General features: G+C 63.6%; 13 protein-coding genes. 4 read left to right on the top strand and 9 right to left on the bottom strand.

Annotation, left to right across the window (positions count from 1 at the left end; translation table 11 throughout):
- Window positions 1-28 precede the first annotated feature (28 nt).
- From mutS to DVR09_RS03655, 3 genes are read left to right on the top strand one after another with little or no spacing between them, the layout of a single operon-like run.
- Window positions 29-2,653: a DNA mismatch repair protein MutS gene (gene mutS, locus DVR09_RS03665; protein ID WP_115415729.1), complete on the top strand. Its 2,625-nt coding sequence runs from the start codon at window positions 29-31 to the stop codon at window positions 2,651-2,653.
- Window positions 2,654-2,678: 25 nt separating this feature from the next.
- Window positions 2,679-3,083, top strand: coding sequence for a hypothetical protein (locus DVR09_RS03660; protein WP_115415728.1), 405 nt, complete (start codon window positions 2,679-2,681; stop codon window positions 3,081-3,083).
- A 42-nt stretch (window positions 3,084-3,125) separates the two neighbouring features.
- Window positions 3,126-3,533, top strand: a complete 408-nt coding sequence (locus DVR09_RS03655; RefSeq protein WP_115415727.1) for a YidH family protein — start codon at window positions 3,126-3,128, stop codon at window positions 3,531-3,533.
- Here DVR09_RS03655 and DVR09_RS03650 read toward each other — a convergent pair whose 3' ends face one another.
- The 5 genes from DVR09_RS03650 to gluQRS form a co-directional block, all read right to left on the bottom strand.
- Entirely contained in the window at window positions 3,534-3,878 is a 345-nt protein-coding gene (locus DVR09_RS03650) for a hypothetical protein (RefSeq protein WP_115415726.1), read from the bottom strand.
- Between the two features lie 255 nt (window positions 3,879-4,133).
- Complete coding sequence (locus DVR09_RS03645; protein WP_115415725.1) at window positions 4,134-5,006, bottom strand: 3-hydroxyacyl-CoA dehydrogenase NAD-binding domain-containing protein; 873 nt, start codon at window positions 5,004-5,006, stop codon at window positions 4,134-4,136.
- A 173-nt stretch (window positions 5,007-5,179) separates the two neighbouring features.
- Entirely contained in the window at window positions 5,180-5,758 is a 579-nt protein-coding gene (locus tag DVR09_RS03640) for a cob(I)yrinic acid a,c-diamide adenosyltransferase (RefSeq protein ID WP_115415724.1), read from the bottom strand.
- 13 nt (window positions 5,759-5,771) lie between these two features.
- A complete protein-coding gene (locus tag DVR09_RS03635; protein ID WP_115415723.1) occupies window positions 5,772-6,002 on the bottom strand; it encodes an HIG1 domain-containing protein in 231 nt (76 codons plus the stop codon).
- A 12-nt stretch (window positions 6,003-6,014) separates the two neighbouring features.
- Complete coding sequence (gene gluQRS / locus DVR09_RS03630; protein WP_115415722.1) at window positions 6,015-6,857, bottom strand: tRNA glutamyl-Q(34) synthetase GluQRS; 843 nt, start codon at window positions 6,855-6,857, stop codon at window positions 6,015-6,017.
- Between the two features lie 138 nt (window positions 6,858-6,995).
- Here gluQRS and DVR09_RS03625 point away from each other — a divergent pair, with 138 nt between their 5' ends.
- Window positions 6,996-7,604 carry an HNH endonuclease gene (locus tag DVR09_RS03625; protein WP_115415721.1) on the top strand — a complete coding sequence of 203 codons (609 nt, stop codon included), beginning with the start codon at window positions 6,996-6,998 and terminating at the stop codon, window positions 7,602-7,604.
- A 224-nt stretch (window positions 7,605-7,828) separates the two neighbouring features.
- Here the strand turns inward: DVR09_RS03625 and kynU are convergent, their stop codons facing one another.
- The 4 genes from kynU to DVR09_RS03605 are packed head-to-tail and all read right to left on the bottom strand — an operon-like array spanning window position 7,829 to window position 10,958.
- Window positions 7,829-9,046: a kynureninase gene (kynU, locus tag DVR09_RS03620; protein ID WP_115415720.1), complete on the bottom strand. Its 1,218-nt coding sequence runs from the start codon at window positions 9,044-9,046 to the stop codon at window positions 7,829-7,831.
- Window positions 9,039-9,704, bottom strand: a complete 666-nt coding sequence (gene kynB, locus DVR09_RS03615; protein ID WP_115415719.1) for an arylformamidase — start codon at window positions 9,702-9,704, stop codon at window positions 9,039-9,041. Before kynB ends, kynU begins: the two co-directional genes overlap by 8 nt.
- Complete coding sequence (locus DVR09_RS03610) at window positions 9,701-10,492, bottom strand: tryptophan 2,3-dioxygenase (RefSeq protein WP_115415718.1); 792 nt, start codon at window positions 10,490-10,492, stop codon at window positions 9,701-9,703. The genes kynB and DVR09_RS03610 overlap by 4 nt, the downstream gene beginning before the upstream one ends.
- A gap of 49 nt (window positions 10,493-10,541) precedes the next feature.
- The gene (locus DVR09_RS03605; RefSeq protein WP_115415717.1) at window positions 10,542-10,958 is read right to left on the bottom strand and encodes a DUF4112 domain-containing protein; all 417 of its coding nucleotides are present in this window, start codon (window positions 10,956-10,958) and stop codon (window positions 10,542-10,544) included.
- Window positions 10,959-10,963: the final 5 nt, after the last annotated feature.

The raw sequence follows: 10,963 nt of genomic DNA, 5'->3' as shown, positions 1-10,963 counted from the left end.
TCACCGCCATGCTCGCTAGGCCCCTCCCATGCCCGGCAAGCCCACTCCGATGATGCAGCAATATCTGGCGCTCAAGCGCGAGGCAGGCGATGCACTGCTGTTCTACCGCATGGGCGATTTCTTCGAGCTGTTCTTCGAGGATGCCAAGGTGGCCGCGGGCGTGCTCGACATCGCGCTGACCACGCGGGGCGAGCACGATGGCGAACCGGTCCCGATGTGCGGTGTCCCGGTCCATTCGGCCGAAGGCTATCTCGCCCGGCTGATCAAGGGCGGCTGCCGGGTCGCGATCGCCGAACAGACGGAGACGCCCGAGCAGGCAAAGGAACGCGCCAAACGCGAAGGCACGCCGGTATCCAAGGCGCTGGTCGCGCGCGATATCGTGCGCTTCGTTACTGCCGGCACGCTGACCGAGGAAGCGCTGCTCGAACCGCGCCGCGCCAACCTGCTGGTAGCAGTGGCACCGGTGCGCGACGGCGTCGGACTGGCGGCGTGCGACATCTCGACCGGGCGAATGGAGCTCGAGGAATGCGATCCGCAGGCGCTCGATGCGGCGCTCGCGCGTCTGGGAGCAAGCGAGGTTGTTGCCCCCGAGGACTGGGACGCCGCCCCGCCCGAAGTGATCGCACGGCCACGCGCGGATTTCCGTAGCGAGGATGGCGAAACACGCCTCAAGAACATTCACGGGATCGCAACACTCGACGGGCTGGGCACCTTCACCCGGCCGATGCTCGCGGCGGTGGCCGGGCTGATTGCCTATCTCGATCATGCCGGGCGCGGCACGCTGCCTTTCCTACTGCCGCCGGTGGCGCGCGGATCGGGCGCGCATCTGGCGATGGATGCGGCGACACGCACCAGCCTCGAAATACTCGAGGCGCAAAGCGGCGGGCGGACAGGCAGCTTGATCGCCTGCGTTGATCGATGCTCCACCGGGGCCGGCGCGCGCCAATTGGCCGAGGACCTTGCCGCCCCGCTCGCCGAGCGCGGCGCGATCGAAGAACGTCTCGCCAGCGTGCAGCACTTTCACGCCGACCCGCTGCTGCGAGCGGATCTGCGAGCCGTCCTGCGACAGGCGCCCGACATCGGCCGTGCACTCGGCAGGCTGGTGGCTGGGCGGGGCAGCCCGCGCGATCTCGGGCAGATCCGCGACGGTCTGGCCGAAGCGCGGCGCGTGCGGGACATGCTGGCGGCCAGCAGCGACCGGCCTGCACTGCTTGCGCGGATGAGCGATGCTTTGGGCGGTCATGCCGCGCTGGTCGATCATCTGGCGCGCGCGCTGGTCCCCTCTCCGCCGACCGAGCGCAGCCAGGGCGGTTTCATCGCCAGCGGCTACGACCATTCGCTCGATGCCTTGCGCGAAACCAGCGGCAATGCGCGCAAGGCGATCGCCGCGCTGGAAGCAAAATATCGCGAGGAGACCAAGACCCCCTCTCTCAAGATCAAGCACAACAAGGTGCTCGGCTATTTCATCGAAGTACCGGCCAAGCACGGCGACAAGCTGATGGCGGCGGATAGCGGCTTTACCCACCGCCAGACCATGGCGGGCGCGGTGCGGTTCAACTCGGTCGGCCTGCATGAAGAAGCCTCGCGGATCGCGGAGGCCGGGGCGCATGCGCTGGCGGCCGAAGAGACGCATTTCGACCGCCTTGTCGGCGAAGTGATAGACGCACGCGAGGCTATCGCCGCAACGGCCGCTGCGCTGGCGCGGATCGACGTATCCGCAGCGCTCGCCGAACGCGCAGCCGAAGGCGACTGGACTCGACCCGAAATCCTCGACGAGCCTTGCCTTGAGGTCAGCGGCGGACGGCACCCGGTGGTCGAACAGGCGCTGGCCAAAACCGGCGAACGCTTCGTCGCCAACGACTGCACGCTCGGGCCGGACGACCGGCTATGGCTGATCGGCGGCCCGAACATGGGCGGCAAATCGACCTTTCTGCGGCAGAACGCATTGATCATGCTGCTCGCCCAGGCGGGAAGCTTCGTGCCCGCGACCAAAGCGCGGATCGGGCTAGCCGATCGCCTGTTCAGCCGGGTGGGCGCGAGCGACAACCTTGCGCGCGGCCGCTCGACCTTCATGGTGGAGATGGTCGAAACCGCAGCGATCCTTTCGCAGGCGACAGAGCGTAGCTTCGTCATTCTCGACGAAGTCGGGCGCGGCACCTCGACCTATGACGGGATGGCGCTGGCCTGGGCGGTGGTCGAGGCGGTGCACGAGCAACTGCGGTGCCGCTGCCTGTTCGCGACGCACTATCACGAACTCAGCCGCCTCGCCGACACCTGCGATGCGCTGAGCCTGCACCATGTCCGTGCGCGCGAATGGAAGGGCGATCTGGTGCTTCTGCACGAACTGGCCAGGGGCGCGGCGGACCGCAGCTACGGCCTGTCGGTCGCGAAGCTGGCGGGCGTACCCGCGCCGGTTATCAAACGCGCCAAGGCGGTGCTCGACAAGCTCGAGAAAGGCCGCGAGGCTACCGGCGGGCTCGCGGCGGGCCTTGGCGAACTGCCGCTCTTCGCGGTCACTGCGCAGATGGAGGAGGCCGAGGAGGATCCGCTACATGCGGCGGTGGAGGCAATCGATGTCGATTCACTTTCGCCGCGAGAGGCGCTCGAAACGCTGTATGCCTTGAAGGCGCAAGCCGCAGCAACAGACGCTTAACCCCCATCCGCTACGATCTGCGGCCATGGATCAGGAATTTCCTCCCGGACTGGTCAAGAAGCTGGCCTTGGTTGGCGCGTTTCTGGTGGCCGTGGCGCTGCTGATTGGCGGGGAAGACGATCCCGGCGTGATCGGCCAACTGGGCGACGCGCCGCCCATTGAGGGCCGGGCTGCGGGGGCGCAGCCCGCAAGCGGGGATGAATGGCCCGGGCCTGGAACCCGGCAAGTGCAACGCAACGACCAGGCGCTGTCCACCTGGTATGCCGAAAATGACACCACCGGTCCGGCCAACCCCCAGCCATTCGAGCCAGAAACGATCGACCACAGCCATTTGACCGGCGACGCCATGCCCATGGTGGGACCACCTAACGGACGAGCCCCCAGGGCCGCACCGGATGAAGAACCTGTCATTGCGGAAGAGGTGCGATAGATGACGCCGGAACCGGCGCGGCCTTTCGCCCATTGACACGTCATGGCGCAGGACGATCCCCCGGATAGCCCCGATAAATCGACGCAATGGGCGGAATTTCGCACCGACCTTGCCGAAGATCGCAACATCATGGCGATGGAGCGCACCTTTGCAGGCTGGATGCGGACGGCCTTTGCGGCCATCGGTATTGGCCTAGGTTTTCGCGCTGTTTTTGGAGATTTCGAGCCGCCTTGGCTAGCCAGAGCCATCGCCACGGTTTTCATCGTGGGCGGCGGCTGGCTGGCCATCACCGCCGAGCGACGCGCCTGCAAAACGCTCGCCCGGCTCGATCCGCATGAATTCGAAGCAATCTCGACTCCGAATTTCAAACTTATGGCCTACGCCGTTGCCACCGGCTCGGCGGTTCTAACCGCCGGCCTTTGGATCCTGAACGACGGCTCGATCGAATAATCAGCCACCGTCGCCGCGCAACCCGTCGGGTTTGCGCGCCTTGCCGTATTTGTCGACATTGTCGTCGTGGTTCGGCTCGCCGGTATAGGCATCCATGTCGATCCGGCCCGAGCTTTCCATGTCGCGCATGTGATCGACCGTATCCTGCGTGGAATCGCCCATCAGGCCCGACGATCTGTCGCTCTTGATGCTCTCGGTCGGCGAGCCTGTCTCGGACGTCACCTCCCGCGCCTGCTCGGCGACTTCCTGCGCCTGGCTACGGTGATCGTCCTGCTCATCATTATGCGTTTCCGGGGCAAGGCCGGACTGGCGCATTTCCTGGCTCTCGGGCTTGGTGGTACTCATTGAATATCTCCTTTGGAGGAGAAACGGGGAGCGGGGCCTGGAGTTCCGTTATTTGTTGGATGCGGGCCGGTCGCTCGTCCGGCACTTCGGTGCCAGCCGTCGCCCCATCCGGAGCTTTTTATGAGTGCGGTCGTGACGTCCGTCCCGACCTTGCTGTTCCAGCCCGCTCCCCCTCCCGGCCACCCACAGCATCATCCTGATTGGGTGGTCGGGAGGGGGAGCGGGATGGAACAGCCGAGCCGTCAGGCGAGCAAACTAACGCGTCGGGACCGGCACTTCGCCCGAATAGTCGTAGAAACCGCGGCCGGTCTTGCGACCGAGCCAGCCTGCTTCGACATATTTCACCAGCAGCGGCGCGGGCCGGTATTTGCTGTCGCCCGTGGTGTTGTAGAGCACCATGACAATGTCGAGGCAGGTGTCGAGCCCGACGAAATCGGCAAGCTGCAATGGCCCCATCGGATGATTGAGGCCGAGGCGGCAGCCCTTGTCGATATCCTCGATCCCGGCGGTCGACTGGCCGAGCACGAAGACCGCTTCGTTGATCATCGGCAGCAGGATGCGGTTGACGACGAAGCCGGGCTCGTCCTGGCTCAGCACCACTTCCTTGCCCAGCCCTTCCGCAAAGGCCACGGTCTTGTCGGTTGTCGTCTGCGCCGTGGCAAGGCCGGGGATGACCTCGATCAGTCCCATGATCGGGACCGGGTTGAAGAAGTGCAAACCGATAAAACGTGCCGGATCAGGCGAGTAGTTGGCCATGCGGGTGATTGGGATCGAGCTGGTATTGGAGGCCATGATCGCGTCGGGGGCGAGGAATTCGCCAGCTTTCTCCAAAATGGTCTTCTTGACCTCTTCCTTTTCGGTCGCTGCCTCGACGATCAGGGTGGCATCCTTCATCGGCGCATAATCGGCAACTGGCGTGATGCGCTTCAGTGTCGCTTCGGCATCGGCAATCTCGATCTTGCCCTTGCCCACCAGCTTGCCGAGCGCCTTGTCGATGCCCGCATGCGCCTTCTCGGCGACATCGAGGCTTATATCGGCCAGCAGCACATCCATGCCGTGAGCGGCCACGGTTTGCGCAATGCCGGAACCCATCTGCCCCGCACCGATAATGGCGACCGTCTTGTTCATCGAGATTTCCCTTCGCATGTGCAGCAAAGTGCGCGGTCTAACGGGCGTGCGGCGACAATACCAGCGCCTTCCCGGCAGGCATGACCGACCGGCACAGACGGCGCCCCTTTTGCGATCGTCACACCGGACCGAGGCCGGTGTGACGGAGCAGGCCTGGATGGCACAAATTCCGACTACCGGTTGGCGCCGGGGATCCACTTCACGTCGGCGCGCCCGTCGTCATTTGCCACGCGGGCAAGCACGAAGAGATAATCCGACAGACGGTTGATATAGGCGAGCGCCTGCGGGTTGGTCAGCGACTGCGAAGCCATCGCCGTCATCGCTCGTTCGGCGCGGCGGACCGCAGCCCGGGCCAAGTGGAGGCGCGCCGCGACTTCGCTCCCGCCGGGCAGGACGAAGCTGGTCAGGGGTTCGAGCCGCGCATTGGCCGCGTCGATGGCTTTTTCCAGCCATTCGACCTGCGCGGAAACAATTCGGAGAACCATCTCAGAAGGCGCGAAGTCGTCATCTTCGGCGGCCGGTGTCGCAAGGTCGGCACCAAGGTCGAACAGATCGTTCTGGATGCGGTAAAGCGGCTCGGCAAACGCGCTCTGCGCCCATGCGACCGCCGCCAGCCCTACCGCAGAATTGGCTTCGTCCACCGCGCCGATCGCTTCCATGCGCGCATCGTGCTTGGGCAGACGCGACCCGTCGACCAAGCCCGTGGTGCCATCGTCGCCGGTACGGGTGTAGATCTTGTTGAGCTTGACCACGCCGCGTTGTGGATCAGTTAGCGATGGCGAGGAGCACCGCGACCACCACGACCGCCAGAGCCTGATATTTGATGCGGGCGAACATCATCCTGTTCTGCGCCAGCTGCATATCGGTCGCGTCGGTCTGTTCCCCGCTCTCCAGATCGATCTTGGTGCTCTTCATGAAAGCGATGATCCCACGGATCAGCGAAGCCACCACGAGGACCATCATGATGACGAGAAGGATGGTGAGGAATGTTGTCATAGCCCAGCGGGTTTAGGCGTTCAGCAGCGAAATACCAGCCGGAAATCTGTGCAAGCGCAGTTGTTCTGCAAGCAACAGTCCATTCTCCCCGCCCTGTCGCCGGTCCGCCAGCCCGAGGCCAGAAGCACCCGATCCGCGGCGCTTGGCGAGCTTCTGCCCGCTCCGATCGAGCAGCAACCCATGGTGATGCCAGCGCGGCACCGGCAGGCAGAGAAGCGCCTGCAGCAGCCGGTGTATATGCGTTGCGGGAAACAGATCGGCCCCGCGCGTCACCAGCGTCACCCCGTCAGCCGCATCGTCGAGCGTCGCGGCGAGATGATAGCTCGCCGGCGCATCCTTGCGCACGATCACCACATCGCCCGCCTCGCGCGGATCGGCGATCTGCGGCCCCGCGAGCTCGTCTACCCAAACCAGCTCCCCTGCCTCTGCCAAGGCGCGATCGACATCGAGCCGCAGTGCGGCAGGTTTGGCGGGATCGAGCAGGCGCCCCTTGCAGGTGCCCGGATAGATCGCGCCCTGCGAACCCAGCCGCGGCTCCAGTGCCTCGATTTCCGCCCGAGTACAGGTGCAGGGATAGAGATAGCCGCGCCGGAGCAATTCGTTTGCGGCCCTGTCGTAAGTTGCCAGCCGGGTCGATTGCGCGGGAACCTCGTCCCATTCGAGCCCCAGCCATTCGAGATCGCGGCGAAACTCGTCGGCAAGCTCAGGGCGCGATCGCGGTCCGTCGATATCCTCGATCCGCAGCAGGAACCGGCCGCCAGCTTCGCGCGCCAGATCATGCGCGACGATCGCCGAATAGGCATGGCCGAGATGCAGCGGGCCATTGGGGCTGGGCGCGAACCGCGTAATCACCATGATCCAGCCGCCGCATCCGCGCTCCGCTTGCTGTGAAAGGCAGCGAGTCGGTGGAAAGGCTGTGGATAGCCTGTCTGTAACAGTCTTGACGCTTTACCTTGCAAATGCATTCTCGAAGCTATCGGGAGGGACGCACAGGTGTTCAAGGCCGAACTGCTGGAACGGGCCGCTAGGTTCCGAAGTACCGAGGAAGATCCGACGCGCAATCTGCAGTCGTGCCCTTCGCTCGTCCTCAATGCCGATTACACCCCCCTCTCCTATTACCCGCTGAGCCTGTGGCCCTGGCAGACCGCGATCAAGGCCATCTTCCTCGATCGGGTCGACGTGATTTCGACCTATGACCGCGAGGTGCATTCCCCCTCGCTCGATATGAAGATCCCCAGCGTGATCGCGCTGAAGCAATATGTGAAACCGAGCGAGTTTCCCGCCTTCACGCGCTTCAACGTGTTCCTGCGCGACCGCTTCAGCTGCCAGTTCTGCGGCGACATGCACAACCTCACCTTCGATCATGTCGTCCCGCGGCGCCTCGGCGGCAAGACCACATGGGAGAACATCGCCACGGCCTGCGCGCCCTGCAACATGAAGAAGGGCGGCCGCACGCCCAAGCAGGCCGGGATGCAGCTCTACACAAAACCGATCCGCCCGACGCATTGGCAATTGCAACAGCACGGTAAGCAGTTCCCGCCGAACTACTTGCACGAAACCTGGCGGGACTGGCTCTATTGGGACATCGAACTGGAGGCGTGAGGCATCAGCTTAGGGGTCATATTTTGTTAGCGACCTCTATCACCTTTACTATCAATCCTGCGAAAGCGATGCACAGCATGGCAATCGCGATTGGGTCAGAAACACTCATTGGGTCAAATCCTTATGTTTGCGAAAAACGAAATGTTTCGCTTCAGCCATTGGGTTGACCTTTGTCTCGACGGGTTTCAATCGCGCGCTGTTGTGCAGGCGCCTCCTTACAACAGCTAGGTAACCGCCGCCCGCTGGCGGAATTCGGCACACTGCCACTCTCCGGTTTCCAGCACTTCGGCGAGGTGCCTTGCGGCCTCCGCCATGTCCTCGAAGCGCAGATAGGCGGGGGCGAAGCCGAAGCGCAGGATATCGGGATCGCGGAAATCGCCGATCACGCCGCGCGCGATCAGCGCCTGGCAGATGGCGTAGGCCTCATCGTGGCGGAAGGAGAGCTGGCTGCCGCGCGCATCGGGATCGGTCGGGCTGACGAGATCGAGAACGACCCCACGTTCCGACAAGCACTGGCGAAAGAACTCGGACAGGGCCTGCGATTTCTCGTACAGCCGGTCCACGCCGATTTCTGCAACAAGATCGACACCGACTTCTAGGGCGGCGAGGCCGAGGATCGGAGGCGTGCCGCAAAGCAGTTTTTCCACGCCGGGCGCTGCCTTGTAATCGTCGCTGAAGGCAAAAGGGGCGGCATGGCCCATCCAGCCGGTCAGCGGTTGCCGCGCGGCCTTCAGGTGCCTTTCGGCGACGAAAGCATAGGCCGGCGCGCCAGGGCCGCCATTGAAATATTTGTACCCGCAGCCGACCGCGAAATCCGCTTCGCAGCCATTCAGATCCACCGGCAAGGCGCCGCCCGAATGCGACAGGTCCCACAGCACCAGCGCGCCCGCTTCATGCGCGGCGTGCGTAAGGGCAGCCATGTCGAACAGCTCGCCCGTTTTGTAGTGTGTATGGGTGAGAAGAAGGAGGGCGACATCCCCGTCGAGCGCGTCCGCCAATGCTTCGCGCGGGGCCAAGCGTCGCTCGGTAAGACCCTGCCGTTCCAGCCCTTCGATCATGTAGAGATCGGTCGGGAAGTTGCCCGGTTCGCTGAGCACGACCTTTCTCCCAGGACGCATGGCAAGCGCGGCGGAGATCAACTTGAACAGGTTTATGCTGGTGGAATCGCAGGCGATGACTTCGTCTGCCCGCGCCCCGATCAACGGTGCGATCTTGGTGCCGATCTTGCTGGAAAGATCGATCCAGCCCGCCGAGTTCCAGCTCCGGATGAGGTCCCGCCCCCACTCTTCGCGAACCACCTGCTCCAGACGCTCGGGCGTCGCTTTGGGAAGGCAGCCAAGGGAATTGCCATCGAGGTAAATCACCCCTTCCGGTACATCGAAGCGCTCCCGAAATTCCTTCAACGGATCGCCCACGTCGAGACATCTTGCGCGCTCAAGCATCGGGAAGCTCTCGCAGAATCGCGCGGGTGAGGCCGGCATCGCCGCCCGCGATCTTGAGCGGCAAGGCGATCAGTTCGTAGCGCCCCTCGGATACGCCATCGAGCACCAGCCCTTCGAGGATGCGCATATCGTGCTTCAGCACGGCCTTATGGGCGTCCATCGTCTTCGATTCCTGCGGGTCGACACTGGGCGCATCGGTCCCGACCAGCTTCACCCCCTGCAATGCGAGCCATTCGATCGTTTCGGCATCAATGGCGGTGAAGTCGCCATCCCATTCGTCATGTGGAAAGCGGGCGAAGGTGCGGAACAGCACCCGATCGGCGCTTTCGATATGCGGGAGATCGCCGACCGAGATCGCTCCACCGCTCACGTCGGTGGCATCGATCACCAGGCACTCGCCAAGATAGGGATCGAGCGCGACACTCGCGATATCGGGCGCGGTCTGCGAATAGTGGAGCGGCGCATCGCCATGCGTGCCCGAATGGGTGCTCATCGTCATCCGCCCGACATTGACCGGCGAGCCGTCCTCCATTGTCCACGTTCGTTCGAAGGCGAATTGCGTATCGCCAGGCCAGACCGGCAGGCCCCCTTGCTCGTTGGTGGGGCGCAATGTCTGGGAAATATCCCAGATGCGCCGATCGGACCGCCAGGAACTCACAGCGCGGTCCTCACGCTCAGCAATTCGGGAAAGAACGCCGCTTTCAATACGCCCGCGAGATAGGGCACACCCGGCGTTCCGCCGGTGCCCTTTTTGAAGCCGATGATCCGTTCGACCGTCTTGAGATGGCCGAAGCGCCAGCGCTGGAAGTGGTATTCGAGATCGACCAGCTTCTCGGCCAGTTCGTAGAGATCCCAATATGTCTTCGGATCACGATAGACCTCGGCCCAGGCTGCCTCGACCTCGGACGAGTGGGTCCATCGTTCGCCGACCGGGCGCTCGAGTATCTCTTGCGGAATGGCCAAACCGCGCCGCGCGAGCAGCGCGACAGCCTCGGCATAGATCGATTTTTTCGCCAGCTCTTCGCGCAGGGCTTCGGCCACTTCGGGCGTCGCCTCGTGCATGGTGATCATGTCCGGATTGCGCCCGCCAAGCAGGAATTCCATCATGCGGTACTGCGCGCTCTGGAACCCGCTCGACCCGCCGAGATGCGGGCGGATGGTCGAATAGTCGTGCGGGGTCATCGTGCTCAGCACGTCCCAGCTCTGGATCAACTGCCCCTGCGCGCGTGCCACACGAGCGAGCATCTTGAAAGACGGACGCAGCCGGTCCTGCCGGATGCATTCGCGTGCCTCGATCAGCTCGTGCAGACACAGTTTGAGCCACAGCTCGCTCGCCTGGTGGACGATGATGAACAGCATCTCGTCATGCGCATCGGACGCCGGGTGCTGCGCCGAAAGGATGCGGTCAAGATCGAGATAGCTGGAATAGGTAACATCGGATGTCATGCGCACAGCCCTAGCGCGCATTGGTCGCCGATGAAACTAGTTCCCTACCCTAACCCTCGATCACCCGTGTTTGCGGGTGATGCTTGTCTAGGTGCTTCTTCACGATCCGCAGGTTCTTGGTGTTCGAGCGATAGACCACGTCGAACGCGTCGCCGACCACCGGCACCGCGCCCACCGCGCCGTCGATCGCAATATTGCCGATCATCCGCCACAGCTTCCACCGCGGCAGACCAAGGTTCTTGGCTTCCCAAACGATGTAAGCGCCCATGACGGCCGTCACGATATCACCGACCACGGGTACAAACCCGATGATCGTGTCGAGGCCGATCGGATAATTCGTACCCGGCACCACCATGCTGCGTTCGAGCAGGTGTTCCATCGCCTCGATCCGCTTGCGGATCGAAACCGGATCGGTGCCGGTAGGCACGTCGATCCCCATGGGTCGCGGACGATTCGGGTCTTCCATATCCG

Origin of the sequence: Erythrobacter aureus (assembly GCF_003355455.1) — a bacterium.
Lineage (GTDB): Bacteria > Pseudomonadota > Alphaproteobacteria > Sphingomonadales > Sphingomonadaceae > Qipengyuania > Qipengyuania aurea.
Note: the sequence above shows the minus strand (reverse complement) of the source record. Positions and strands in the feature narration are given on the sequence as shown.

Coding starts and splice junctions, on each gene's coding strand:
- DVR09_RS03605 (WP_115415717.1), bottom strand. CDS start 10,958: ATGGAAGACCCGAATCGTCCGCGACCCATGGGGATCGACGTGCCTACC.
- gluQRS (WP_115415722.1), bottom strand. CDS start 6,857: ATGGTGATTACGCGGTTCGCGCCCAGCCCCAATGGCCCGCTGCATCTC.
- DVR09_RS03660 (WP_115415728.1), top strand. CDS start 2,679: ATGGATCAGGAATTTCCTCCCGGACTGGTCAAGAAGCTGGCCTTGGTT.
- mutS (WP_115415729.1), top strand. CDS start 29: ATGCCCGGCAAGCCCACTCCGATGATGCAGCAATATCTGGCGCTCAAG.
- DVR09_RS03635 (WP_115415723.1), bottom strand. CDS start 6,002: ATGACAACATTCCTCACCATCCTTCTCGTCATCATGATGGTCCTCGTG.
- DVR09_RS03645 (WP_115415725.1), bottom strand. CDS start 5,006: ATGAACAAGACGGTCGCCATTATCGGTGCGGGGCAGATGGGTTCCGGC.
- DVR09_RS03655 (WP_115415727.1), top strand. CDS start 3,126: ATGGCGCAGGACGATCCCCCGGATAGCCCCGATAAATCGACGCAATGG.
- DVR09_RS03650 (WP_115415726.1), bottom strand. CDS start 3,878: ATGAGTACCACCAAGCCCGAGAGCCAGGAAATGCGCCAGTCCGGCCTT.
- DVR09_RS03610 (WP_115415718.1), bottom strand. CDS start 10,492: ATGACATCCGATGTTACCTATTCCAGCTATCTCGATCTTGACCGCATC.
- kynU (WP_115415720.1), bottom strand. CDS start 9,046: ATGCTTGAGCGCGCAAGATGTCTCGACGTGGGCGATCCGTTGAAGGAA.